Annotated in this window: 28 protein-coding genes and 1 pseudogene; 17 read left to right on the top strand and 12 right to left on the bottom strand. The window is 72.9% G+C overall.

Annotated elements, in window-relative coordinates; all coding sequences use genetic code 11:
- Nucleotides 1-35 precede the first annotated feature (35 nt).
- Nucleotides 36-869 carry a hypothetical protein gene (locus ADY59_RS25985; RefSeq protein ID WP_049566811.1) on the bottom strand — a complete coding sequence of 278 codons (834 nt, stop codon included), beginning with the start codon at nucleotides 867-869 and terminating at the stop codon, nucleotides 36-38.
- A gap of 69 nt (nucleotides 870-938) precedes the next feature.
- On the opposite strand from ADY59_RS25985, the gene cpt reads away from it, so the two are divergent.
- Complete coding sequence (cpt, locus tag ADY59_RS25980) at nucleotides 939-1,484, top strand: chloramphenicol phosphotransferase CPT (protein WP_231618886.1); 546 nt, start codon at nucleotides 939-941, stop codon at nucleotides 1,482-1,484.
- Nucleotides 1,485-1,520: 36 nt separating this feature from the next.
- Here cpt and ADY59_RS25975 read toward each other — a convergent pair whose 3' ends face one another.
- The gene (locus ADY59_RS25975; protein WP_049566808.1) at nucleotides 1,521-2,405 is read right to left on the bottom strand and encodes an EamA family transporter; all 885 of its coding nucleotides are present in this window, start codon (nucleotides 2,403-2,405) and stop codon (nucleotides 1,521-1,523) included.
- A gap of 91 nt (nucleotides 2,406-2,496) precedes the next feature.
- Here ADY59_RS25975 and ADY59_RS25970 point away from each other — a divergent pair, with 91 nt between their 5' ends.
- Nucleotides 2,497-2,997: a MarR family winged helix-turn-helix transcriptional regulator gene (locus ADY59_RS25970; RefSeq protein ID WP_049566805.1), complete on the top strand. Its 501-nt coding sequence runs from the start codon at nucleotides 2,497-2,499 to the stop codon at nucleotides 2,995-2,997.
- On the opposite strand, the gene ADY59_RS25965 is transcribed toward ADY59_RS25970, so the two are convergent.
- The 5 genes from ADY59_RS25965 to ADY59_RS25945 are packed head-to-tail and all read right to left on the bottom strand — an operon-like array spanning nucleotide 2,998 to nucleotide 7,400.
- Entirely contained in the window at nucleotides 2,998-3,603 is a 606-nt protein-coding gene (locus tag ADY59_RS25965; protein WP_082310395.1) for an energy-coupling factor transporter transmembrane component T family protein, read from the bottom strand. It abuts the gene before it with no gap.
- Nucleotides 3,600-4,274 (bottom strand): energy-coupling factor ABC transporter ATP-binding protein, encoded by a 675-nt coding sequence (locus ADY59_RS25960; RefSeq protein WP_049566802.1) that lies wholly within the window; start codon nucleotides 4,272-4,274, stop codon nucleotides 3,600-3,602. Before ADY59_RS25960 ends, ADY59_RS25965 begins: the two co-directional genes overlap by 4 nt.
- Nucleotides 4,275-5,408 carry a thiolase family protein gene (locus ADY59_RS25955; RefSeq protein WP_049566799.1) on the bottom strand — a complete coding sequence of 378 codons (1,134 nt, stop codon included), beginning with the start codon at nucleotides 5,406-5,408 and terminating at the stop codon, nucleotides 4,275-4,277.
- A complete protein-coding gene (locus tag ADY59_RS25950) occupies nucleotides 5,408-6,799 on the bottom strand; it encodes an AMP-binding protein (RefSeq protein WP_049566798.1) in 1,392 nt (463 codons plus the stop codon). Before ADY59_RS25950 ends, ADY59_RS25955 begins: the two co-directional genes overlap by 1 nt.
- 7 nt (nucleotides 6,800-6,806) lie before the next feature.
- Nucleotides 6,807-7,400 (bottom strand): biotin transporter BioY, encoded by a 594-nt coding sequence (locus ADY59_RS25945; protein ID WP_049566795.1) that lies wholly within the window; start codon nucleotides 7,398-7,400, stop codon nucleotides 6,807-6,809.
- Nucleotides 7,401-7,538: 138 nt separating this feature from the next.
- On the opposite strand from ADY59_RS25945, the gene ADY59_RS25940 reads away from it, so the two are divergent.
- Nucleotides 7,539-8,156: a DedA family protein gene (locus ADY59_RS25940; protein ID WP_049566792.1), complete on the top strand. Its 618-nt coding sequence runs from the start codon at nucleotides 7,539-7,541 to the stop codon at nucleotides 8,154-8,156.
- An 11-nt stretch (nucleotides 8,157-8,167) separates the two neighbouring features.
- On the top strand, nucleotides 8,168-8,692 hold the full coding sequence (locus ADY59_RS25935; RefSeq protein WP_049566855.1) for a GNAT family N-acetyltransferase: 525 nt from the start codon (nucleotides 8,168-8,170) through the stop codon (nucleotides 8,690-8,692).
- Here ADY59_RS25935 and ADY59_RS25930 read toward each other — a convergent pair.
- On the bottom strand, nucleotides 8,679-9,287 hold the full coding sequence (locus ADY59_RS25930; RefSeq protein WP_063780786.1) for a dienelactone hydrolase family protein: 609 nt from the start codon (nucleotides 9,285-9,287) through the stop codon (nucleotides 8,679-8,681). The genes ADY59_RS25935 and ADY59_RS25930 overlap by 14 nt on opposite strands.
- Before the next feature lie 58 nt (nucleotides 9,288-9,345).
- Between ADY59_RS25930 and ADY59_RS25925 the strand changes: the two genes are divergently transcribed.
- The gene (locus tag ADY59_RS25925; RefSeq protein ID WP_049566788.1) at nucleotides 9,346-10,539 is read left to right on the top strand and encodes an FUSC family protein; all 1,194 of its coding nucleotides are present in this window, start codon (nucleotides 9,346-9,348) and stop codon (nucleotides 10,537-10,539) included.
- 1 nt (nucleotide 10,540) lies between these two features.
- Here the strand turns inward: ADY59_RS25925 and ADY59_RS25920 are convergent, their stop codons facing one another.
- The 3 genes from ADY59_RS25920 to ADY59_RS25910 all read right to left on the bottom strand — a co-directional run bounded on the left by ADY59_RS25920 (nucleotide 10,541) and on the right by ADY59_RS25910 (nucleotide 15,213).
- Entirely contained in the window at nucleotides 10,541-10,912 is a 372-nt protein-coding gene (locus tag ADY59_RS25920) for a hypothetical protein (RefSeq protein ID WP_049566780.1), read from the bottom strand.
- 83 nt (nucleotides 10,913-10,995) lie between these two features.
- Nucleotides 10,996-14,433 (bottom strand): tetratricopeptide repeat protein, encoded by a 3,438-nt coding sequence (locus ADY59_RS25915; protein WP_197093851.1) that lies wholly within the window; start codon nucleotides 14,431-14,433, stop codon nucleotides 10,996-10,998.
- Nucleotides 14,434-14,520: 87 nt separating this feature from the next.
- On the bottom strand, nucleotides 14,521-15,213 hold the full coding sequence (locus ADY59_RS25910) for a winged helix-turn-helix transcriptional regulator (RefSeq protein ID WP_049566776.1): 693 nt from the start codon (nucleotides 15,211-15,213) through the stop codon (nucleotides 14,521-14,523).
- A gap of 174 nt (nucleotides 15,214-15,387) precedes the next feature.
- On the opposite strand from ADY59_RS25910, the gene ADY59_RS25905 reads away from it, so the two are divergent.
- The 12 genes from ADY59_RS25905 (at nucleotide 15,388) to ADY59_RS25855 (ending at nucleotide 23,355) form a co-directional block, all read left to right on the top strand.
- Nucleotides 15,388-15,639 carry a MoaD/ThiS family protein gene (locus ADY59_RS25905; protein WP_049566773.1) on the top strand — a complete coding sequence of 84 codons (252 nt, stop codon included), beginning with the start codon at nucleotides 15,388-15,390 and terminating at the stop codon, nucleotides 15,637-15,639.
- Between the two features lie 63 nt (nucleotides 15,640-15,702).
- Nucleotides 15,703-16,368, top strand: a complete 666-nt coding sequence (locus tag ADY59_RS25900) for an LmeA family phospholipid-binding protein (RefSeq protein ID WP_049566770.1) — start codon at nucleotides 15,703-15,705, stop codon at nucleotides 16,366-16,368.
- 49 nt (nucleotides 16,369-16,417) lie between these two features.
- Nucleotides 16,418-16,930 (top strand): sigma-70 family RNA polymerase sigma factor, encoded by a 513-nt coding sequence (locus ADY59_RS25895; protein WP_049566768.1) that lies wholly within the window; start codon nucleotides 16,418-16,420, stop codon nucleotides 16,928-16,930.
- Nucleotides 16,930-17,727: an anti-sigma factor family protein gene (locus tag ADY59_RS25890; protein WP_049566766.1), complete on the top strand. Its 798-nt coding sequence runs from the start codon at nucleotides 16,930-16,932 to the stop codon at nucleotides 17,725-17,727. The genes ADY59_RS25895 and ADY59_RS25890 overlap by 1 nt, the downstream gene beginning before the upstream one ends.
- Nucleotides 17,728-17,761: 34 nt before the next feature.
- The gene (locus ADY59_RS25885; RefSeq protein ID WP_082310398.1) at nucleotides 17,762-18,106 is read left to right on the top strand and encodes a TlpA family protein disulfide reductase; all 345 of its coding nucleotides are present in this window, start codon (nucleotides 17,762-17,764) and stop codon (nucleotides 18,104-18,106) included.
- Nucleotides 18,107-18,109: 3 nt separating this feature from the next.
- On the top strand, nucleotides 18,110-18,223 hold the full coding sequence (locus ADY59_RS54100; RefSeq protein WP_442937724.1) for a putative leader peptide: 114 nt from the start codon (nucleotides 18,110-18,112) through the stop codon (nucleotides 18,221-18,223).
- A 224-nt stretch (nucleotides 18,224-18,447) separates the two neighbouring features.
- Complete coding sequence (locus ADY59_RS25880; protein WP_049566761.1) at nucleotides 18,448-19,287, top strand: sulfurtransferase; 840 nt, start codon at nucleotides 18,448-18,450, stop codon at nucleotides 19,285-19,287.
- Complete coding sequence (locus ADY59_RS25875) at nucleotides 19,287-19,589, top strand: DUF1416 domain-containing protein (protein ID WP_049566758.1); 303 nt, start codon at nucleotides 19,287-19,289, stop codon at nucleotides 19,587-19,589. Before ADY59_RS25880 ends, ADY59_RS25875 begins: the two co-directional genes overlap by 1 nt.
- Before the next feature lie 88 nt (nucleotides 19,590-19,677).
- Nucleotides 19,678-20,238, top strand: a complete 561-nt coding sequence (locus ADY59_RS51640) for an RNA polymerase sigma factor (RefSeq protein WP_049566756.1) — start codon at nucleotides 19,678-19,680, stop codon at nucleotides 20,236-20,238.
- A complete protein-coding gene (locus tag ADY59_RS51635; RefSeq protein ID WP_049566753.1) occupies nucleotides 20,235-20,987 on the top strand; it encodes a methylated-DNA--[protein]-cysteine S-methyltransferase in 753 nt (250 codons plus the stop codon). Before ADY59_RS51640 ends, ADY59_RS51635 begins: the two co-directional genes overlap by 4 nt.
- A gap of 58 nt (nucleotides 20,988-21,045) precedes the next feature.
- Nucleotides 21,046-21,978, top strand: coding sequence for an ADP-ribosylglycohydrolase family protein (locus ADY59_RS25860; RefSeq protein WP_049566750.1), 933 nt, complete (start codon nucleotides 21,046-21,048; stop codon nucleotides 21,976-21,978).
- Between the two features lie 117 nt (nucleotides 21,979-22,095).
- Entirely contained in the window at nucleotides 22,096-23,355 is a 1,260-nt protein-coding gene (locus ADY59_RS25855) for a hypothetical protein (RefSeq protein WP_049566748.1), read from the top strand.
- Here the strand turns inward: ADY59_RS25855 and ADY59_RS25850 are convergent.
- Nucleotides 23,345-24,088: pseudogene (locus ADY59_RS25850) on the bottom strand (hypothetical protein); the annotation flags it as partial. The gene ADY59_RS25855 and the pseudogene ADY59_RS25850 sit on opposite strands and share 11 nt — an antisense overlap.

The following is a 24,088-nucleotide window of genomic DNA, read 5'->3' as shown; positions in this document are numbered from 1 at the left end:
TCGCGGGGCCGCCCGCCGGCCATTCCGCTCGGTGCTCACCCGGTAGCCGACCTTGCCCGTGAAACGTCTCCTCGGTCGTACTCGTCCAAGTCGGTGCAGTGTGTGATCGTCGCATCGTCCGCCGCCACCGCGTGGCGCGCCTCCGCCTGCCGGACCCGGCGGATGATCTCGGCGGGGCCGCTCGACGCCAGGATGTCCATGACCCCCGGCCAGTCGGCGAGCTGGAACCGGTCCACGATGCGGCCGGCTCCGTTGCTGAGCAGCGCGGCGCCGGTCAGCTCGGAGATCGGACAGTTTCCGGTGATCGCCTCGTCCGCCGCTCGCGGGTTGTCCTTGGCCAGCCAGAAGCCGCCTGGCTGGTTGCGGTTGGCGCGCAGGTCACGCAGGACTCTGCGGTACTCCTCGCTGCCCTCGGCGGCCGCGTCGAGGGCGGGCTGGTAGGACCGGCTGATGATCACCTCTCGGGGATCGGAGACGACGAGCGGCGGCTCGGCCGCTCTGTCGAGCACGAGGACCGAGTCGCCGAGCACCAGGTACTCAAGGAGGCCGCCGGACAGGCGCAGGACGGCCACGGTGGCCGACGGGCTGATGGTGTCGGCGACGTCGCAGGTGTCACGATGATCGTCGGTCACCCGCTCGATGGCCTCGGCGAGCAGCGCCGGAAGGCCGCTGTCGCGCACGAGTGACAAGAGGCCGAAGAGGGTGCCGCCCAGGCGGTGGGCGTACCAGGCCACACCGTGCCGGCAGACCGATTCGGTGCCGGGGATGCCGGCGCCGTCGATCAGCACCGCTGTCGTCGGTCCGGCGCAGGTGAAGTCCTCGTTCGTGCGGTCAGCCCGTTTCCTGGCGCTCGCCATCGTCACGCGCATGCCCTGCCGCCGCCCTCCGTGCGATCAAGACGTTGACGATACAACCGCCGGCGTCGGTAGGGTGGCGCGGTGGCTGTACAGATGATCGTCCTCAACGGGGGTTCGAGCTCAGGGAAGTCCGGGATCGCCCGCTGCCTGCAGGCGATCCTGCCGGAGCCGTGGCTGACCCTCGGGGTCGACTCGATGATCGAGGCGATGCCCGTGGCCCTGCGTTCGTCCGGCGCGGGGATCGAGTTCGCCGCCGACGGCGGGATCACCGTCGGGCCGGAGTTCATGGCGCTGGACGCGGCCTGGATCGCCGGGGTGGCGGCGATGGCCCGGGCGGGCGCGCGGGTCATCGTGGACGAGGTGTTCCTGGGCGGGGCCGCCTCGCAGGAGCGGTGGCTGAAGGCCCTCGGCGGGCTCGACGTGGTGTGGGTGGGCGTCAGGTGCGAGGGCGCGGTCGCGGCGGCGCGTGAGACGGCGCGCGGCGATCGGGTGGCCGGGATGGCGATGTCGCAGGCCGAGGTGGTGCATCAGGGCGTCCGCTACGACCTGGAGGTCGACACCGCGAAGGCCGAGGCGCTGGAGTGCGCGCACGTCATCGCGCGATTCCTGGCCGGCGGACGACGGTGAGGCGGGGGCGGGGCTGTCCGGCCTCGCCGAGGTGCTTCAGGGCTTCCTGGCGAACGCCTGACCGGCGACGAGGGCGCCGAGAGCGAGGGCGAAGCCGGCGATCTGCCAGCCGTTGAGCGTCTGGCCGAGCACGACGAGCCCGGCGACGGTGGCCACCAGCGGGTTGGTGAGCCCGAGCAGCGACACCGAGGTGGGCGCCAGCCGGTCGATGCCGCGGAACCACAGCGCGTACGCGATCGCGGTCCCGAACACGCCCAGGTAGGCGAAGCCGAGCAGGTTCGGCACGGTGAGGGCGGTGGGCAGGCCCTCGACGGCCAGGGTCAGCGGCGCGATCACCAGTCCGCCGACGGTGAGCTGCCAGCCGGTCATCACCAGCGGAGACTCGGGCCGTCCCCATTTCTTGGCCAGCACGATGGCGGTGCCCATCAGTGAGGTGGCGGCCAGCATGGCGGCGATGCCGAGCGGGTCCAGCCGGGCCTCGGCGGTCAGCGTCAGCAGGGCCACGCCGCCGGTGCCGGCGAGAGCCGCGTACAGGACCGCGCGGGCCGGTCGCGCGGACAGGACGAGCATCGACAGCAATGCCACGACCAGCGGCTGCACCGAGCCGATCGTGGCCGCGACCCCGCCGGGCAGCCGGTAGGCGGCGAAGAACAGCAGGGGGAAGAACGCCCCGAAGTTCAGCATGCCGAGCACCGCGGACTTCCACCACCACGAGCCGGTCGGCAGCCGCCGGGTGGCGGCGAGCAGCACCAGGCCCGCCGGCAGCGCGCGCATCGTGGCGGCGAGCAGCGGCCGGTCGGCGGGCAGCAGCGTGGTCGTGACGACGTAGGTGGTGCCCCAGCTCATCGGGGCCAGGGCGGCGAGCATGAGGTCGCCCGCGAGGCGCGAGCCCACGATCGGCGGCGCGGCGATGGTTGCCATGGCGTTCCCTCCTTATTGATAATCTCAATGTTGAGATAACAGCACGGCGATTCAGTGAACGTCAAGTCTGTGAATGTTGAGAGGATTGACGATGGGCGACGCGGTGGATCAGGTGACCGCCCAGTGGCGGCGCGAGCGGCCCGACGTGGACGTGTGGCCGATGGAGGTCATCGGCCGGGTGTCGCGGCTGTCGCGGCTGTTCGAGCGCGGGGTCAAGGAGGTGTTCACGGCGCACGGGCTGGAGAGCTTCGAGTTCGACGTGCTGGCCACGCTGCGCCGCTCCGGCGAGCCGTACGAGCTGACCGCCGGGGCGCTGCTCAAGGCCGCGATGGTGACCTCGGGCGCGATCACCAACCGGATCGACAAGATGGAGGCCAAGGGCCTGGTCGAGCGGGTACGCGACATCGGCGACCGGCGCTCGGTCCGCATCAGGCTCACCCGGCACGGGCTGGAGCTGGTGGACGAGGTGCTCGTCCGGCACGTGGCGAACGAGGCCCGCCTGCTGTCCGGCCTGCCCGCGGCCGACCGGGACCGGTTCGTCACGCTGCTGCGCGGGCTCCTGGAGTCGCTGGGCGACACCTCGCTCGACTGATCAGTCGTCGAGGCCGCGCGCGCTGAGCGCCTCGCCGAGGGCGTCGGCGTGCCGCAACGCGCTGACCACCAGCGGCACCGCGAACGCGCGCAGGCTCCACTCGACCCCCCGGGCCCGCTGGGCCTCCCTGACCCGGGTCGCCAGCGCGGCCATCACCGGCACGGTCCGGATGGTCAGGGAGAGCAGCAGCGACAGCCGGAACGGGTCGACGCCCAGGTGCCGCAGCGGCCCGAGGCCGCGCTCCAGCGTCGCCAGCATGGCGGAGGTGCGGGTGGTGAGCGTGACCAGCGCCGCCAGCGCCACCGCCAGGACGAGCCTGGACGTGAGCATGGCCGCCGTCGGCAGCCCCGCCACCAGCAGTTGCAGCGCGAACAACGCCACCGCGAACCACCGCACCGGCCGGATCTGCGCCCAGGCCGCCGCCACGCCCACGCCGGACACCACGTAGAGCCCGGCGGTCACGGCCGCCGCCGCCCCCATCGACCAGAGGCCCGGCAGCAGCACGAGCGCCGTGCAGCACACCGCCAGCGACAGCAGCTTGACACCCACCGGCATCCGGTGCAGCGGCGAGCCGCCCGGCACGTAGGCGCCGGTGAGGCCGTTCACGCCATCAGCTTCCGATAGTGGCCGAGGGCCGACCCGGGCGTCCCGTCGGCCACGATCCGGCCCTCGTCGAGCACCAGCACCCGGTCGAACCCGTCGAGCAGCGGCAGGTCGTGCGTCACCACGATCACCTGCATCGGCAGCTCGCGCAGCGCCTCGGCGACCAGCCGGGAGTGGCGCAGGTCCAGCAGCGTGGTGGGCTCGTCCATGACCAGGATTTCCGGCTCCAGCACCAGGACCGAGCAGAGCGCCAGCAGCTGCTTCTGCCCGCCGGAGAGCTGGTGCGCGGGGTGGTCGGCGTGCCCGTCGAGGCCGTAGCGGGCCAGGACCGCCGACACCCGCCGCGTCACCTCGCCGGCCGGCAGCTTGTGGCGGCGCAGCGAGAACGCCACGTCCTCGGCCACGGTCGGCATCACGATCTGCGCGTCCGGATCGGTGAACAGGAACCCGACCCGCCGCCTGATGCGCGCCGCGTGCCGCCGCGTGTCGTCGCCCAGCACGGTGACGGTGCCCGACGTCGGCATCGCCAGCCCGTTGAACAGCCGGGCCATGGTGCTCTTGCCGGACCCGTTCGCGCCGGCCACGCCGATCCGCCGCTCCGGCAGCGAGACGGTGATCCCGCGCAGCACGTCACGCTGCCCGAGCCGGACGTGCACGTCAGCCAGATCGATCACTCACACCACCTCGAACAGGGCGGCGACCCCGAGGCCGCCGCCGACCGCCGCCGTCGCCAGCCCGAGCGTCCCGGCCGGCGCGCCCGCCCGGACGAGCCGCGTGAACAGGCGCGTCACCACGACCGCCCCGCTCGCGCCCCACGGGTGCCCGAGCGCCAGCGCGCCGCCGTCGGCGCACACCCGCTCCGCGTCCGCGCCGAGCGGGTCGAGCCCCAGCGCGTCCGTCACCGCGAGCGTCTGCGCCGCGAACGCCTCCACGATCTCCACTGCCGCGATCCGTCCCGTCGTCACCCCGGTACGGTCCAGCACGCGCCAGACGGCGGGCACCGGGCCCCAGCCGGGCAGCGCCGGATCGCAGCCGGTGACCGCCCCGGCCACCAGCCGCAGCCCGGGCAGCCCGGCCCGCAGCCGCTCCGGCACGACGGCGACCGCGGCGGCGCCGTCGCTGTTCGGAGCCGAGTTGCCGGCCGTCACCGCGCCGCCAGGCACGAACGCCGAGGGCAGCCGCGCCAGCGACCCCGGGCGCAGCAGCCGGGGCCGCTGGTCGCTGTCACGCCCCTCGACGGCGACGATCTCCGCCGCGAACCGGCCCGCCTCCCGCGCCGCCACCGCCTTCGCCTGACTGGCCTCCGCGTAGCGGTCCTGCCGGTCCCGGTCCACGCCCTTCGCGACGCCCAGCGCCTCGGCGGCCGCGCCCATGTCGGGGTCGGGATGGCCGTCGGGGGCGAAGGGCGCGCGCCCGTACGGCTCGGTCGCGCCCCGTCGGGTGCGGAGCGGCGCGGTGGACGCGCTCTCGGCGCCTCCCGCGACGACGAGCTCCATGTCCCCGCTCCGTACGGCCTGCCCGGCGATGAGGACGGCGGCCAGGCCGCTCCCGCACTGCCGGTCGACCGTGACCCCCGGCACCCCGTGACCCAGCCCGGCGCCCAGCGCCGACACCCTGGCCAGGTTGCCTCCCGGCCCCATGCAGTTGCCCAGCACCACGTCGTCCACGGGCAGCCCGAGCCCGGCCACGTCCCGCACGAGCGCCGCGATCACCGGGGAGGCCAGCCGGTCGGCGCCCACCCCCTTGAACGCGTGCCCGGCCGTCCCGATCGCCGTCCGCCGCGCGGCCACCACCACGGGGGTGTCCATCAGGGCAGCCGCCGCAGGCCGGGGTCGCCGTCGGCGAGGCGGGCGGCGACGAGGGCGCGGGCCGGCTTGCCCGTGGCGGTGCGCGGCAGCTTCTGGACCGTGTACCAGCGGCGGGGCCGCTGCGCCAGGTCGAGCCCGCCCCGGGCGACGGCCTCCAGGGCCGACCTGGGCGGTGGCGGCCCGGTCGCCTCGACGATCGCGGTGACGACCGAGCCGAGGTCGGGATGCGGCGAGCCGATCACCACGATGTCGCCGACGCCGGGCACGGCGCGCAGCACCTGCTCGACGTCCTCGGGCACCACGGTGGCGCCGCCGGTCTGGATCGCGCCGTCCCCGCGCCCGCGCAGCCGCAGCACGTCCCCGGGCCGGTACGGCTCGGCCAGATCGCCGACGCTCATCCAGCCGTCGCCGTCGGTGAGCAGCGGGCCCGTCGCCCCGGCCACGTAGCCTTCGGCCAGCCAGGGGGAGCGGGCCCACACGGTGCCGAGCTTCCGCCCGGGCTTGATCCTGACGTCGATCTCCACCCCGGGGAACGGCCGCAGCCCCGTGCCGTCGGTGTCCACGGCCACGAACGACAGCTCGGTGGCCCCGTAATAGGACATCACCCGTATCCCGGCACGCTCGCGCACTCCGTCGGGCAGTGCCGCGCCGCCGACGGCGGCCACCCGCAGCGGGCTCCCGGCGGGCAGGGCGGCCAGCAGCTCGGGCAGCCGGTGCGGTACCAGGTGCACGGCCGTCGCGCGGCTGAGCTGCCCGGCCAGCGCGCCGGGCGACCACCGGCCGGGGACCAGCGCCGTCGCGCCCATGGCCAGCGCGTGCACGGCCGCGAACGCGTACAAGGAGGAGATCAGCGGCCCCGGCACCAGCACCACGTCGTCGGCGGCGATGCCGGTGAGCTCGCTCAGCGGCCGGAACGAGCCCGTCCACGAGCCGCGCGTGCGCACCACGGCCCGGGGCCGCCCGGTGCTCCCGGAGCTGAAGCAGGCCCACGCCAGATCCCCGGCCGACGGCCGCGGCCCGGCGAACCCGTCACGCGACGGCCCGGCCGGGGCGGCGTGCGGTGCCGGGGGGACGGCGTCGACGCGCAGGGCGGCGGGCAGGTCCGGCGGGATCTCGCGCGCGGGGTCGCACAGCAGCGGCGTCCCGCCGAGCAGGTCCACCGCCAGCACGGCGGTGAGCTGGTCGACGGGATCGGCCAGCCGGATCGCGACCAGCGGCGCCGGCCCCGTGCCCGCCGGGGAGGCGGCGAACCGGTCGGCCGCCAGGCGGGCGGCGAGCCGTTCGGCCCGGCGGGCGAGAGCGCCGTAGGAGAGGTCGCCCGCCGGCCCCGACAGGGCCAGGCGGCCGGGGCGGGACGAGGCGTGCCGCAATACCTGTGCTGCGACTGGCATGCCAGGTTCAGTGTTCCTTTCCGGCTCGGAGCCGTTCGCGGTGCACGGCCGGGACCGCGTCGGGGTAGGCCCGTTGGGTCCCGCGTGCCACGAACGCGGTGAGCACCGCCTTGGCCACGTCGCCCGGCACGAACCCCAGCGTGAACAGGGCCGCCTGCCCCAGCGTCAGCCCGCCGACGAGCGAGTACAGCGGGATGCCCACCAGATAGACGACCCCGAGGCCACCGGCCAGGGAGGCTACCAGCAGCCGCCCGATGCCCGGCGTGCGCCCACCCCGCTCGACGATCCACCCGATGAGGGCGGCGCCCGGCAGCCACCCGAGCAGGAACCCGACCGACGGCCCGGCGAACACCCCCAGCCCGCCACGCCCGCCCGCCAGCAGCGGCAGCCCGGCGGCGACCAGGAGGAGGAACACCCCCACGGCCAGGGCGGCGCGCCAGGAGCCGAGGATCGCCCCGGCGAGCATGACGCCGAGCGTCTGCAGGGTGATCGGCACCGGCCCGAACAGGCTCACTCCCGGGACGAGGCCGAGTGCGGCGATCAGCGCGGCGAAGACGGCCACCCTGGCCACGTCCACGATGGGAAGGCGCAATCGGTACATTCCCGCTCCTCAGGTAGGCGATGGATGCCGGATCCGATCCCACACCACTTCTCCCGCAAGGGGCATGGAGGGTTGCCACAACGTTCTTCCGCCGAAGATGTAGCGCATAGGCACGCCCGCATGGGCTAGAGAGAAGGCATGGCTGACGGGATCGTCGATTGGGTCACGGGTCTCATGGAAACGCTGGGCGCGCCGGGGGCGGGCCTGGCCGTCGCGCTGGAGAACCTGTTCCCGCCGGTGCCGAGCGAGGTGATCCTGCCGCTGGCGGGGTTCACGGTGAGCCGGGGCGAGCTGGTTCTGTGGCAGGTGCTGGTGTGGACGACGGTGGGGTCGGTGGTGGGCGCGCTCGCGCTGTACGGCATCGGCGCGGCGCTGGGCCGCGACAGGATGCACGCGCTGGCCGCCAAGATCCCGCTGGTCAAGGTCGAGGACGTGCGCAAGACCGAGGACTGGTTCGAGCGCCACGGGCGCAAGACGGTGTTCTTCGGGCGGATGGTGCCGATCTTCCGGAGCCTGATCTCCATCCCCGCCGGGGTGGAGCGCATGCCGCTGCCGGCGTTCACGCTGTTCACCACGATGGGCAGCTTCCTGTGGAACACCGCGCTGGTGATGGCCGGCTACCTGCTCGGGCAGCAGTGGTCGCTGGTGGAGCAGTACGTCGGCGTCCTCACGTACGTGGTGATCGGGCTGATCGTGCTGGCCGTCGCGGTGTTCGTGTGGAAGCGGGTGGCGGAGGGGCGCAAGGCGCGCCGGTAACCTCGGTGGCCGTGGAGATCAGAACGGGCCTCGCGGCCGACGCCGACGCCATCGCGGCGCTGCACACCGAGAGCTGGCGCACGGCCTACGCCGGGATCATGCCCGAGGCGTACCTCGAAGGGCCGCTGCCGGCGACCCACCGGAACCTGTGGAAGGCCAGGGCCGAGAGCGAGCCGTACCTCAACGGCGGCGACCCGCCCTGCCTGCTGGTGGCCGAGGACGAGGCGGGCATCGGCGCGTTCGCGTACCTGGTGCCGGAGCGCGACGGGCGGGTGCTGGTGGACAACCTGCACGTGCGGCCCACGCTGAAGCGCTCCGGCCTCGGGAGCAGGCTGATGGGCCTGGGGCTCGGCTGGGCCGCCGAGCACCACCCGGGCAAGACCGTCTACCTGGAGGTCCTTCGCGACAACGCCCCGGCCAGGGCCTTCTACGAGCGGATGGGCGGCAGGCCGGGCAAGGAGTTCGTGGAGCGCTTCCACGCCGGGTTCGACCTCGACGTCATGGAATACACCTGGAGCCCGCTCACCGGCCGGTGAAGTGCCGGGTGAACCAGTCGCGTGCCAGGCCGGCGACGGTTTCGAGCGCCCCCGCCTCCTCGAACAGGTGCGTGGCGCCGGGGATGACCCGCAGCTCGCTCTCACCGCTCAGGTGCTGCTGGGCCGACTCGTTCAGCTCGATCACCGGCTCGTCCGCGCCGCCCACGATGAGCAGCGTCGGAGCGCGTACCGAGGCGAGGCGGGGACCGGCGAGGTCGGGACGGCCGCCCCGGGAGACGACGGCGGCGACGATGTTGTCCGGCTCGGCTGCCGCCCACAGGGCGGCGCCGGCGCCGGTGCTGGCCCCGAAGTAGCCGACCGGCAGCCCGGTCGCGCCCGGGTCCTCCCTGACCAGTGCGGTCGCCTTCAGCAGCCGGCCCGCCAGCAGTTCGATGTCGAACACGTTGCCCCGATCCAGCTCCTCCTCCGGGGTGAGCAGGTCGAACAGCAGCGTGCCCAGCCCCGCCTCGTTGAGCTCGCCCGCGACGAAGCGGTTGCGCGGACTCTGGCTGCTGCTGCCGCTGCCGTGCACGAACACCACCACGCCGAGGGCGTGGTCGGGCACCACGAGCTGCCCGGATATCTCGACATCCACCTGTGACACCTCCAGTCACCAGGCTCCTACCCACTGTGATGCTGGGTAGGACCCGGGTGTGGAGGAGGAAAAGCGCAGACGGGGCCGGAGCCTGCCGCCGCTGGCGCGCATCGCCAGGCACGGCGGGGTCGTGCTGGAGCAGGCGCGGCGGCTCGGGCTCGGCGACTGGCTGCGTACCGAGCGGGAGTCGCTGGCGCAGACGGTCAAGGTGACGGCCGCGTGCATGATCGCCTGGTGGCTGGCGGCCGTGGTGATGAAGACGCCCATGCCCGTGCTGGCCCCGATCGGCGTGCTCGCCACGGTCTCCGTCACCGCCTACAGCACGGTCGTGCGGGGCGCGCAGCAGATTGGGGCGGTCGTCGTCGGGGTGACGGCGGCCATCGCGCTGATCATGTTCATCGGCGTCAACGCGGTCACGCTGGGCCTGCTGGTCGCCGCCGGGCTGGTGCTGACGCGGCTGCTCAACCTGCCCAACCAGAACGTGCAGATCCCGATCACCGCCCTGCTCGTGTTCGCGCTGGGCAGCACCTACAGCATGTACCGCCTGGCCGACCTGCTGCTCGGCGTCGGCATCGGGATCGCGGCCAACCTGCTCGTGCTGCCGCCGCGCTACATCGAGGAGGCGCAGAAGGTCCTGGCCGAACGCTCGGCCGACCTGGCGGAGCTGGCCCGCGACATCGGCGAGGGGCTGCACGGCCGCTGGGGCGAGAACGAGTCCCGCGAGTGGCTGGACCGGTCACGCGAGCTGGCCCGCGACCTCGACGACAGCGAGGAGGTCGCCGAGCAGGCCGTCGAGTCCGTACGGCTGAGCGTGCGGCCCCGCCGCTACGAGGAGCGGCTGGACCGGGTCGCCGAGGCGATGACCGCCCTGGACCACGCCTGCCAGCAGCTCAGGGGGATCGCCAGGGCGCTCAACGACCTGGTCGTCGGCGCCCGCGGGCTGCCGGACGTGGACGCGGCCCTGCTGCCGGTGGCGCTGGGCGACGAGCTGGAGGCCATCTCCCGCGCCTTCACCGCGTTCGGCGGCCTGCAGACCGGCTGCGGGAACGAGGACGACTTCGCCGCCCTGCGCCAGGCGCTGCGCGACGGGGAGCAGGAGGACCGCGCCGTCGCCGACACCTTCAAGGACACCGAGCACGTCGGCCTGTGGTCGCTGTACGGGGCGATGCTCGACGCCTGCCGCGGCATCAGGCACGAGCTCGACCCCGACCACGGGCCGCACCGGGCCGCGTTCCCGCCCGACTGCGAGTGACTCACGCCAGGAGCAGCGCGGTCACGAACTGCAGCACGTGCCAGGCCACGTACGCGGCGAGCGAGCCGAACGCCCACTCCTTGGCCCGGGCAATCCGCCCCGCCCGGCGCAGCACCTCGACCGGCTCGCGCCCGCGCCGCCGCCCCGCCCTGGCCACGAAGAACGCGGCCACCAGCCAGCCCGCCGCCGAGAAGGCGAGCAGGCCGCCGGAGAGCGCGAGCAGCGGCGCGGAGGCGGGCGGCGTTGCGCCCGGGGCGAGCTGGCGGACCCACGCCATCGACACCATGGCGAGCACGGTGAGCGTGATCCGCCTGTCCTTGCGGGCCTGTCGCCTCAGCCACTGCAGGTCTTGACGCAGATGGTTCTTGAGCATCCGGATCACCTCCGCTTGGAGTAGCTGGTGAGATCAGCTAACGGGAGACGCCGGAGAAGATCTGCGACCTCAGGCTCAAAAAATCACGACATTTCACGGAGTTCTGCGGCGGCCTTGCGTGCCTCGAACACGTCACCCACCTCCTCCAGCGTGCGCACCGCCTCGCCCAGCAACCCGGCCGCGGCGCCGGTGTCGCCCTGCCGCCGCGCGATCAGGCCCAGCGCCCGCAGCGCGCACCCCAGGTCCCGCCGGGTGCCGCAGCCCCGGTGCACGTCCCTGGCCTGCTCGGCGTACCCCCGCGCCTCCTCCGGCCGGTCCAGGTCCAGCAGGATCATGGCCAGCGTGGTGAGCGCCGCCGCCCACCGGTCCCGGGTGCCGGTCTCGTGCTGCAGCTCCACCGTCCGCGTCGCGTACTCCAGTGCCGCCGCCGGCCGGCCCGCCGTGTGCAGCGCCTGCGCGATCGACAGCAGCGCGCTGGCCCGGTCGTCGCGGACCTCCTCCCTGATCGCCAGCGACGCCCGCGCCGCCCGCAGCGCGTCCCGGTGCCGGTCCAGCGACAGGTACGTGTACGCCAGCGTCTCCTGCACGTCCGCCTCGGCCCGCCGGTTGTCCAGGCCCTGCACGATGTCGAGCGCCTCCAGCGCGTACACGAACCCCACCTGCGGCTGCCCCTGACGCCGCCGCACCCGCGCCAGCCGGTTCAGCATCCGCGCCTCGGCGGGCAGGTCGCTGATCACCCGGCTGATGGTCAGCGCCTGGCTGAGGTAGTCGTCGGCGCGCAGGTAGTCGGCCAGCCGCCAGTGCACCAGCCCGATGTCCCCGAGCGTCTCGGCCTTGCCCTGCTCGTGGTGGAGCTCCACCTGTACGGCCAGCGCCTGCTCGTAACGGTCGAGCGCCTCGTCGTAGCGGGAGCCGTTGCGCGCGATGCGGCCCAGCGTGCACAGCGCCCGGCCGTACCCGTGCTGGTCGCCGGTTGCGGTGTAGCCGGCCAGCGCCCGTTCGGCGTCACGCTGGGCGTCCTGCGGCAGCCGCAGCGCGTCGTACACGTCGGCCAGGCAGAGCAGCGTCTCCGCCTCGGCGTGCTCGTCACCCAGCTCGTGGCAGATCGACAACGCCTCCAGCCCCTCCGACAGGGCGGCGTTCGGCTCGCCGAGGCTCTGCTGCACCCGGGCCAGGATGATCAGGCTCTGCGCCGTGCCCCGGCGGTCGCCGAGTTCCTCGCGCACCTCCAGCGCCTGACCGGCGTGGTCCAGCGCCAGCTCGTGCCGGTTCTGCGACAGGTGCAGCCGGGACAGCGTGTGCAGGCTGCCGGCCACCCCCGTCAGGTCGCCGATCTCCCGGTACAGTTCCAGCGCCTCGCCCGCGCACTTCAGCGCGTCCTCGCCGTTGCCCGCGATGCCGTGCACCTCGGCCAGGTCGTTCAGCGCCCTGGCCCGGCCCTCCCGGTCGCCGAGCAGGTCGAAGTCGGCCAGTGCCTCGCCGATGAAGCGGGCGGCGCGCGTGGAGGGCCCGATGGCGCGGTGGATCGAGCCCAGATGGCTGCGCATGACCGCGATCGCCCGCCGGTTGCCGACCTGGAGCGCGCAGTCGAGCCCGGCCTGCTGGATCTCCAGGTTGTTCTCGTAGTAGCGCAACCGCCTGAACGGCTTGAACACCGCCTCGGCCAGCCGCCAGGCGATGCCGTGCGCGCCGGTCTCCTCGGCCAGCCGCGCCACGGACACCAGGGCCCGCCGCTCGGCCTCGAACCACTCGCCCGGCGTCTCCGGATCGGCGGCCTTGGCCAGGTAGTGGTCGAGCAGCCGCACCCTGGCCTCGCGCACCCCCGCCTCGGCGTGCCTGCCCAGCTCCCTGGCCAGCCGCTTGACCAGGTCGTGCACCCGGTAGCGGGCCCCGGGCAGCGGCTCCACCAGGTACGCCCGGTGCAGCCCGCCCAGTGCCGCGACCGCCTCGCTCACCGGCACGCCGAGCGTCGCGGCCAGCACCTCCGGCGTGAACGCCCCGCCCGGCAGCAGCCCGACGTGCCGGAAGGCCCTGCGCTGCGCCGGGTTCAGCGACTCGTACGCCAGATCGAGCGCCGAGCGGAAAGCCTCCTCCGGGTCGCCCGAGAACGTCTGCCGCAGGTCGGGCCGGCGCAGTTCGCGCACCCGGGAGGCGACGCTGAGCTCCCGGTTCTCGGCCAGCTTGGCGGCGGAGATGCGCAGCGCGAACGGGTGGTAGGAGCACACGCGGGCCAGCTCGGCCAGCCCGTCGCGGTCGGCGGCGCGCGGCGATTCCTCGCCCAGCACCGCCACCAGCAGCGCCACCGCGTTGCCCGGGTCGAGCACGGGCACGTCCATCAGGTCGGCGTGCCCGGTGGCGCGCAGCGGCCCCATCCTGGTCCTGCTGGTCACCAGCACCACGCAGTCCTTGCTGCCCGGCAGCAGCGCGCGCACCTGGGCCGGGTCGGCGGCGTTGTCCAGGATGAGCAGCAGCCTGCGTCCGGCGAGCCTGCTGCGGTAGAGCAGCATCAGCTCGGCCTCGTCGGAGGCGGGCATGTGCTCGCCGACGCCGAGCGAGCGCAGGATCTGGCCGAGCGCCTCGGCCGGGTTCATCGGCGGCTGGCTGGGCGACTGGCCGCGCAGGTCGATGACGATCTGCCCGTCGGGGAACCGGTCGGCGTGCAGGTGGCCCCAGTGGGTGACCAGCGCCGTCTTGCCGACGCCGGGCAGCCCCTGGACCACCATGGTGTTCGTCCTGCGGGGCCGTTCGAGCCAGGAGGTGAGCAGGTCGAGGCTCTGCTGGCGGCCGGTGAAGTCCGGCACGTCGGCGGGCAACTGGGCCGGCCGGGGCACCTCGCCGGCGACGAGCGGCGCGTCCGGCTTGGCCAGGAACGGCGTCACCCGGCCCGTCCACGGCTCGGCCAGGTGCTCCCAGGTGCCCGCGGCGGCCCGCAGCGCGACCGGGTCGGCGATCCGCAGCCGCCGGTAGCCGGGCCGCACCAGCCATCCGCGCCGCGTCCAGTCGGCGAGCTGGCGCTGCACCACGTCGGGAGAGCTGCCGACCAGGTCGGCCAGCGTCTCCATGGACAGCGGCGGCGCCGCGTCGGAGGCCAGCCCGTAGCGCTCGTCGAGCTGTAAGAGCCACACGGCCAGCCGGGCGGCGACCGGCGCCCGTGACAGCGCCTCGTGGTGGCGGGCGGCCACGTTGCGCGCGAACAGCTCCTGCACCATCGCCGTCGCCGCCGCGCTGCTGGCAGCCACGTGCTCGCGCAGCCGCCGCAGGTCGATCGGCCAGGCCCGCACCTCGGTCAGCGCGTCGACCCTGACCCGCTCGCCCGGGCTCCAGAACGCCAGCTCGCCCACGAGGTCGCCGCCGGAGCGCAGGTCGTGGATGACCTCGCGGTCGCCGCCCGGCAGGTATTCGCGGGCGAAGCCGTAGTCGATCAGGTGCACCCGGCCGGCCGGCCGCAGCGGCGAGCAGATGTGCTCGTTGCGCCGGTAGACGCGCGCCTTCTCGTCGACCAGCGACCGGAACAGGCTCACCGCCACCACCATTCCCCGGGACGGCGGTGTCCACGACTCGACACTTGTCAGATCAGTGGAACTCCGATCAAGGCGCGTGTCAACTGCTCACACGTGCGCGGAATCGGCCCGATCGGGAACGAACCGGTAACCCACGTTGCGCACGGTGCCGATCAGCGATTCGTACTCGGTGCCGAGCTTGGCCCGCAGCCGCCGGACGTGCACGTCGACCGTGCGGGTGCCGCCGAAGTAGTCGTAGCCCCACACCTCCTGCAGCAGCTGGGCCCGGGTGAACACCCGGCCGGGGTGCTGGGCCAGGTATTTCAGCAGCTCGAACTCCTTGAAGGTGAGGTCGAGCACCCGGCCGCGCAGCCGGGCCGTGTAGGTGGCCTCGTCGATCGACAGGTCGCCGCTGCGGATCTCGTCGGGCACCTCCTCGGCGGACGCCTGCGACATGCGGCCCACGGCCATCCGCAGCCGCGCCTCGACCTCGGCCGGCCCGGCGGTGTCGAGCAGGACGTCGTCCACGCCCCACTCCGCGGTCATCGCGGCCAGCCCGCCCTCGGTGACGATCACCAGCAGCGGGCAGTCGATCCCGGTGGTGCGGATCAGCCGGCACAGGCTCTTGGCCTGCGCGAGCTCCTTGCGGGCGTCGACGAGCACGGCGTCGGACGGCGGGGCGTCGATGAGCGCGGACGCCTCCGCGGGCGCGACGCGGACCGAATGGAGCAGCAACCCCAGCGCCGGCAGCACCTCGGACGAGGGTTCGAGGGCGTTGGTCAGCAGGAGCAGGTTGCTCATCTCGGCCTCCTAAACACGCAAGGACCCGGGGGCTACGTCGCCCAGGTCCCGTAGGCGAGGATATCCCACGGCTTTGTCGCGACCATTGCGCGTCCACCCGGTGAACAACGGCTCGCGTGAAACATCCGTGTTAACGGACGTGCACAATGGTGGAGAATCTACGGTGAGGTGCCGATGGCCTTGGGAAAAGTACGTTATTGGGCGGCCGCGAAGCAGGCGGCCGGTGTGGCGGAAGAAACGTTCGAGGCCGCCACGCTTGGCGAACTGATGACGAAAATCACAGCGAATCGCGCCGAACTCGCCCGGATCGTGAGCAGGTCGTCATTCTTGATCGATGGTTCTCCCGTCGGTAAGCGGCCGCACGACGAGGTCCCGCTCGGCGACGGCGTGACCGTGGAGGTGCTGCCGCCGTTCGCCGGCGGGTGATGACGGACTTTGGTGGGGAATCAGTGGATAAGCTCATGACCCCCGCGTGAGACAGGGAGCCCGATGCGCAAGCTGCTCGTTTTCCTGATGCTGCTGATCGTCCTCCTTGTCGTCCTCGACCGGGTAGCGGTCGCGGGCGTGCAGCGCGACCTGGCCAACCGGATCGCCGCCGCCACCGACGTCGAGGGCACCCCCGAGGTCACGATCGAGGGCATCCCCTTCCTCACCCAGGCGGTGTCGGGGCACTATCCGGAGGTACGGTTCGACCTCGGCACGCTGAGCTACGGCGGCGTGCCGATCGAGGACCTCAAGGGCGCCGCCTACGACGTGACCGCCCCGCTGGCCGACGTCATCCAGAACCGGGCCGACATCAGGGCCGGTCGCCTGGCCGTCAGCGGCACCCTGTCCAGCGCGACGATCGACCGCTTCGCCCCGCAGGGCATCAAGGTCAGCGGCAAGGGCGACCGGTTCGTCGCCTCCGGAGAGCTGATGGTGGGTGTGCAGAAGATGAAGTTCACCGCCGAGATGCGGGCCGAGCTGACCGACGGCGGCATCCGGCTCCAGGCCGAGAAGATCGAGGGTGTGCGCGACGAGCTCGCCCGGCTGGTCAGCTACACCATCCCCTTCAAGGGCAAGCTGCCCTTCGACGTCAAGATCACCGAGGTGAAGAGCGTGCCCGCGGGGCTGCAGATCTCCGCCGAGGCGACTGACGTGCCCCTTCGTGGATGAAACCGTGGACGAGTCTGAACCGGTGCGGCCCCCCGTACGTGAAGAGGGTGTGAGTCCAGCTGGCACCGCCGATGAGGAGCTTGTGAGGAGCCTGTTCGACGAGCACGCCGGGCCACTGTACGGATACGTACTGCGACTGACGGGCGACTCGGGACGGGCGGAGGATGTCGTGCAGGAGACGCTGCTGCGGGCCTGGCGGCATCCTGACGCGCTCACCGACCGGCCGATCAGGGCCTGGCTGTTCACCGTGGCGCGCAACCTCGTCGTCGACCAGCACCGGGCACGCAAGGCGCGGCCGCCGGAGATCGGCGACGAGGCGCTGGCCGTGCTGCCGGCCGACGACGACCTGGAGCGCGCCGTCGAGTCGTGGGCGGTGGCGGAGGCGCTGGCCGAGCTGCGGCCCGAGCACAAGGACGTGCTGCTGGAGGTCTACTACCGGGGGAGATCGGTGAAGGAGGCGTCGGCGAAGCTCGGTATCCCGCCGGGCACCGTCAAGTCACGCACCTATTACGCGCTGCGGGCGCTCAAGCTCGCCCTGGAGGAGCGGGGGCTGGCGCCGTGATGACGTGCGAGGAGGTGCGGCTCTCGCTCGGCGCGCACGCGCTGGGCGCGCTGGAGCCGGACGAGGCGGAGGAGATCGACACCCATCTGGCCACGTGCGACATGTGCGGGGCCGAGCTGCTGGACCTCGAAGGGGTCGCGGGCTTCCTGGGCAAGGTGTCGGAACGTGACGTGGAGCTGGTGTCCAGCCCGCCCCGGCGGGTGCTCGACCGGCTGCTGCACGACCGGGCCAGGCGCCACCGGCGCGGCCGCCGGCTGACGGCCGTCGCGGCGGCGGCCGCGGTGCTCGTCGTGGGCGGCACGGTGTGGGGCGTGACCCGGCAGGGCGCCACGGAGCACGCCGCCTCGGCGCCCGCCGTGGCCTCACAGCGCTCCGCGGTCTCGGAGACGGGACAGCCGTTCCTGCAGCACGACAACGCCGAGTCCGCACCCAAGCGGGCGCTGCCCAGCACGTCGCCGTCCAAGACCGAGGCGCCGTCGATCTTCATGGAAGGGGCGGAGAGCCGGGAGTTCGCCGGCGAGCGCCGGGGCCGCGGCGTCACCGTGCTGGCACGGCCCGCCGGTGACGGCGCGGAGCTGACCGTCCAGGTCACCGGCCTGCCCGCCGGCGCCAAGGGCGGCATCCACGTCTACAACGCGGCCGGCGAGCGTGACCGCACCAGGTCGTGGAGCGCGCCGCGCGGGACGCGCCTCGGCGAACTGACCCTGCGCACGCGGTTCCCGGTGGCGAAGATCGCCCGCGTCGACGTCGTCGGCGCCGAGGGCGAGGTGTACGTGAGCGCGGTGCCGAGGAAATGACCGGAGGCGTCCGCTGGTTGCACCAGAGGTGTTGCTGACCGAGATCGAGCTGGGCGCGCCGCTGGGCGAGCGGGCGACGCTGGTCCAGTTCTCCACCGCGTTCTGCCAGCCGTGCCGGGCCACGCGCCGGGTGCTGCACGACGTGAGCGCGCTGGTGCCCGGCGTGGCCCATGTGGAGATCGACGCCGAGTCGAGGCTGGACCTGGTGCGGCGGATCGGCGTGACGGCGACGCCGACGGTGCTCGTCCTTGATTCTTCGGGGAATGTCGTGAAGAAGGCGGCGGGGCAGCCGCGCAAGACCGACGTGCTGCACGCGCTCGCCGGAGCCCTGTCCGACGGGGCGTCTCACGGCCCGTCTCAGGTGACGGACGAGATGTGACAGATGGCGAGACGGCGATGTAGTGTCGTCGCTGTGAACCCATCGACAGAGCTGCTGACGAAGCGGCGCGCGGTTGATTTCTGCCGCGTCGCCACCGCGCTCTGTCGCGCTGCCTGAGGACGGTCTTCGCGCGTTCATCCGCGCCCCCACCCGACCCTTCAGGAGCATCCCATCGATGCGTGCCGATCTGCCGTGCACCGGCGTGGCGCCTGCCATCAGCACCCCCACGAGGGGTGTCATCGGGATGCTCTCCTCACTGCAGCCTGGGGAATGTGCCTCGGCTGCGACACGTATCCGCTGACCCGCCGTCTACTGCCCGCCGCCAAACTGGAGGTTTCCCAATGAGCCGCTCCGCCGTCCTGGTGGACGCCGACTGGGTCGAGGCCAACCTCGACACGCCCGGTGTCGTTCTCGTCGAGGTCGACGAAGACACCAGCGCCTTCGACAAGGGCCACATCCGTGGCGCCGTGAAGATCGACTGGAGGACCGACCTCCAGGACCCGGTCCGCCGCGACTTCGTGGACAAGACCGGCTTCGAGGCCCTGCTCTCCGAGCGCGGCATCTCCAACGACGACACCGTGATCCTCTACGGCGGCAACAACAACTGGTTCGCCGCCTACGCCTACTGGTACTTCAAGCTGTACGGCCACGACCAGGTCAAGCTGCTCGACGGCGGGCGCAAGAAGTGGGAGCTCGACTCCCGCGAGCTGGTCAAGGACGCCCCCGAGCGGGCGAGGACCACCTACGTGGTGTCCAACCAGGACGACAGCATCCGCGCCTTCCGTGACGACGTCGTCGCCGCGATCGGCAAGCTCAACCTGGTCGACGTGCGCTCGCCCGACGAGTTCACCGGCAAGCTGCTCGCCCCCGCCCACCTGCCGCAGGAGCAGGCGCAGCGGGGCGGCCACGTGCCCACCGCGCGCAACATCCCGTGGTCCAAGGCGGCCAACGACGACGGCACCTTCAAGTCCGACGACGACCTGCGCGCCCTCTACGGCTCGGCCGGCGTCGACTTCGGCAAGGACACGATCGCCTACTGCCGCATCGGCGAGCGTTCCGCGCACACCTGGTTCGTGCTGCACGAGCTGCTCGGCCAGGCGAACGTGAAGAACTACGACGGTTCGTGGACCGAATACGGTTCGCTCGTGGGCGTGCCGATCGAGCTGGGGGAGGCCCGCTGATGACCACTGCACAGGGTTGCGGAGCGCCGGAGCAGACCATCGCGCTGCCGGCCGGGATCGATCTGTCCAACCAGGCCGTCATCCAGGGCCGGGTGACCGGGGCCGGCACCGCCTACGCGCGGCTGCTCGACCACTCCGGTGAGTTCACCGGCGAGGTCGTGGTGTCCGACGAGGGCGTGTTCCGCTTCTTCGCCGCGCCCGGCGACTGGACCGTGCGCATCATCGCGGGCGGCGGCGTCACCCGCGACGTCCAGGTCGAGGCCAAGCTGGGCGAGGTTGCCGAGCTGGCCGTCGCCGTTTGATCTTGTCCACGCGGAGCCCGCTTCCCCGTCACGGGGGCGCGGGCTCTTCGCGTGCAACGAAATCGCGAGTCCCGGTGTTCTTCCTACCGTGAGCCTGACCGACTGCCTCGACCCGGTGCGCAAGGCGCTGCTCGACGACCTCGACGCGGGCTTCGCCGAGCTCTACTCCGAGCATCGCGGCGTGGTCTTCACCACGGCGCTGCGGATGAGCGGTGCCTGGAGCGACGCCGAAGACCTGACCGCCGAGGCGTTCCTGCGCGCCTACCGGGCACTGACCGGCTATGACGCTGCGCGTATCGCCGCACTCCAGCCACGGGCGTGGCTGCTGACGATCCTGCTGAACGTGTGGCGCAACTGCGCCCGCACCCGATCCCGCAAGCCGCCGCCCGACCTGCGCGACGAGCCCATCGACACGCCCGACCCCCGCGAGGGCGTCGAGGACGCCGCCGTCCGCCGTGAGACCGGCGACGAGCTGCACGCGCTGCTCGGCCACCTGCCGGCCGAACAGCGCGCCGCAGTGGTGCTCCGGCACGTCGTGGACCTGCCGGTCGCCGAGATCGCCACGGTGCTCAAGGTCCCGCAGGGGACGGTCAAGTCGCACATTTCGCGCGGACTCAAGCGCCTGCGCGCCCTGGGAGGTGCCCGATGACCCACAACGCTTCCGATCCGCTGCTCGCAGGGCTGGCCGGGCTCACGGTGGACGCCCCCGCCGGGCTGCTCGACCGTGTCGCCGCCCGCTGGGTGCGGGTGCCGGGGCCGATCGGCGAGGTGTCGGTCGCGTTCACCGACCAGGGCGTCGCGTACGTGCACGAGGGGGACGACGGGTTCGCCGGGGCCTTCAGGGAGCGCTTCGCCCGGCCGCTGCTGCCCGCCGCCAGGCCGCCCGCCGGGCTGGTGCCCGCGCTGCGCACCGGCCGGGCCGCGACGCTCACGCTGGACCTGCGCGGGCTGACGCCGTTCCAGCGCGACGTCCTGCTCGCCGCCCGGGACATCCCCCGGGGCGAGGTCCGCCCGTACGCCTGGATCGCCGCCCGCATCGGCCGCCCGACGGCCGTGCGCGCGGTCGGCTCGGCGCTGGCGGGCAACCCGGTGCCGCTGCTGATCCCCTGCCATCGGGTGATCCGCTCCGACGGAGCCCCCGGCCAGTACGTCTTCGGCGCCGAGGCCAAGGAGCGTCTCCTGACGGCCGAGGGCGTGGACCTCGACCGGCTCCGCGGCCTGGCCCATGACCGCGTGTTCTACCTGGCCAGCGACACCACCGGCGTCGTCTGCTTCCCCACCTGCCACAACGCCCGGCGCATCACCCCGGCCCACCGCCACGGGTTCCGCACCCTCCCGCAGGCCCGCGCCGCCGGCTACCGGCCCTGCCGCTCCTGCCGCCCGGCCGCCGCGGCCTGACCTCAGGGGCCATCAGGGGCCCCGCGCCGTCGCCGTGGACAGGTCGTAGGCTGCCGGGATGGAACGTACGGAACGGGCCGTCGGCGCGGTCGTGGGGTCGGCGGTGGGGGACGCGCTGGGAGCGCCGTTCGAGTTCGGCCCGGCGGGCGCCTTCACCGGGCGCTTCCCGAAGCCGGGCCCGGGGGAGATGTGCGGCGGGGGCGGCTGGGACCCGGGCGAGGCCACGGACGACACCCAGATGGCGCTGCACCTGGCCGAGTCGCTGCTGGAGCGCGGCGGCCTGGACCTGCCCGACGTGTTCGCCCGGTTCCAGCGGTGGGCGGCGGCCGAGCCGAAGGACATCGGCCTGCAGACCGAGCAGGTGCTGAACAACGGGATGCCGTGGGATCTCGCGGCCGCGTTCCATTTCGAGAGCACCCGGCGGGCCGCCGGCAACGGCTCGCTGATGCGGGCCACCACGTCCGCCGTCTACTTCGCCCGCCAGGGGCGTGACGCCAGCATGGACGCCGCCCGCAGCATCGCGGCGCTCACCCACGGCGACCCGGCGGCCTGGGCGGGCACGGCGATCTACCACGAGCTCCTGCGCGTCGCCCTCGACGGCGGCGACCCGCTGGACGCCCTGCCCGAAGCGCTCGCGCACGTCCCGGCGGAGCACCGCGAGCGCTACGCGGTCGTGCTCGCGCCCGGCTGGCATCCGGACCAGGCCACGGAGTTCAACGGCGCGGTGTGGCCCTGCCTGGGCTCGGCCGTGTGGGCGCTGCGCGTCACGTCGGGGTTCGAGGACGCGCTGCGGGCGGCCGTCGACCTGGGCGGCGACACCGACACGGTGGGCGCGGTGACGGGCGGCCTGGCGGGCGCCGTCCACGGCTTCGGCGCGATCCCGCCGCAATGGACGCAGCCGCTGCACGTGCCGCTGCCGGGGGCGGGTGACCGGGTGCTGCGGCTGCCGGAGCTGGCTGACCTGGCCCGCCGCCTGGACGCCGGGGCCTGAGGCCGCAATCCGGAGTTGCTGCTGCGGCACTTGGGACAGACCGCTACGATTCAGCAGATGTCCGGATCGTCAGGTGTGATGGCACCGCCCCGGCCTGGGCCTGAGCCGGCTCAGCGAGTGCCGTCGCCGTTCTCGCTGCCCCTGCACGCCCTCAAGCTCGCGGGGCAGTGCGCGCTGCCCTTGATCCTCTGGTTCTCCGTCGGCGAGCTGCTCCGCTGGGGGCTGCTCTACGCGGCCACCGAGATCCAGCACGGGAGCTACCGCCAGCCGCGCCTCATCGTCGCGTACGTGCTCCTGACCCTGATCATCCTGGTCTCGATGACGGTGATCACCGGCATGTTCCTGTCGCTGCGCCGCGCCCTCCGGGAGACCCGGGCCCGGCGCGCGGACGGGCAGCCGGAGGAGCAGTTCTGGTTCTCGCTGAACCGGGTGGCGCCCGCCTTCGCCGTCATCTACATGGCGTGGTCGCTGTTCTACGAGGACGCGGCCGACTTCCAGCAGATGGACCTGTTCCACAACCTCGACGACAACTTCTACACGCCCATCCTCAACAACGTCGCCAACGGCACCGACGAGGAGGTCACGTACGGCGTCGGGCTGGTCAGCCTGGACTGGCGGGTCTCGCTCGCGGCCATGGTCGTGACCTTCGGGCTGCGGATGCTCTTCGGCCGGAAGGCCGAACGCGGCTCGGGCCGCTACTCCGGCATCGCGGCCGCCTTCGCCGAGTTCTCCTTCGTGTTCTGCGCGCTGAACGCCCTCTACAACATCGCGCTGGCCCGCGGCGAATGGGCCGAGCAGCGGGCCGTCGTCGACAGCACGAAGAACTTCTGGGAGCAGGCCAAGACCAGCGTGCCCGGATGGGAGGCGTTCTGGAACTGGTTCGCCGAGGTCTGGCCGCACATCACCGAGGCGCTGGCCGTGCCGCTCACCTGGCTGGCGGTGGCCGTCCTGGTGTTCGGCGGATCCATGGACGACACCCGCAGGGCGCTGCGCGGCACCAGGCTGGAGCGGGGCGTCGACAGGCTGGAGCAGTCGCACACGATCACCCAGTCGGCCGTGGACCGCGTCGCCGGCGGCTTCATGGAGCGCTGGGTGCCGGTGGTCAACGCCTTCCGGATCACCATCAAGGGCGGGGCGGCGCTGTTCGGGCTCATGTGCCTGCTCTACACGGGCATCCACGTCGGCGCCGACTACCTGGACCGGGCCGTGCGCACGCTCATCGGGTCGGACGTGCCGTTCATGTGGCTCTACACCGGCATGCCCGTGACCTTCGTCAAGGAACTCCTGGTGACCATCCTGAGCTACAGCGTGCTGGCGGCGGCCTTCGACATCGCCGCCAGCAGGGCACGGCTGCAGGGCGAGGACATCACCGCCTGAAGACCAGCACGTCGTTGCGCGCCACCTTCGCCTCGTCCTCCGGCGTGACCAGCATGAGCTTGTCGACCGGGGTGTCGGCGCGGTAGGTGATGTTCGGCGCCAGGTGCAGCTCCACCTGCTCGGCCACCGCCTTGGGGACGATCGCCGCGGCGGTGTAGGAGTAGGGGGCGCCGACCGGGTGCTTGTCGGTGGGCAGGTCGTCGTCCACGATCTCCACCTGCCAGACCCGCTCCTGCCTGTCCTGCAGGGTCAGCTTCGGCACGCCGGTGAGCACCGACCCCGTCTCGTCGGCCGCCTTGCGCGTGACCACGATCTTGAGCCACTGCTTGTCGGGCGTGTTGTGCCTGGAGTTGGCCGGCGGCTCCATCGGGCCGATCGACGACTTCCACGTCACGTGCTCGAACGTCTTCTCCTGGCCGGCGGGCACCACGTGGACGGTCTCGGTCGGCTGGCCGCTCGTGTAGAACAGGTAGCGGTCGGCCGTCGGCAGGCCGATGCTCAACGTGAGCGCGAGCACCGCGCCGACCCCCAGCAGCACCGTACGCGGCCGCTTGGGCGGCGGGGCCTGCTCCGCCGCGCCCTGAGCGCCGTCCGGCGGCTCAGCCCCGTCAGCGGGCCCTCCAGCCTGTCCGGGTCCGTACGCGTCGGTCCCATGCTGTCCGGGTGCGTACGCGCCCTGGCCCTGGGCTTGGTGTGCCGCCCCGGCGGCGGCTCCGGGGGGTGCCTGGGGGTG

The sequence above is a fragment of the Nonomuraea sp. SBT364 genome, assembly GCF_001083785.1.
In the GTDB taxonomy this organism is placed as follows: domain Bacteria; phylum Actinomycetota; class Actinomycetes; order Streptosporangiales; family Streptosporangiaceae; genus Nonomuraea.
Note: the sequence above shows the minus strand (reverse complement) of the source record. Positions and strands in the feature narration are given on the sequence as shown.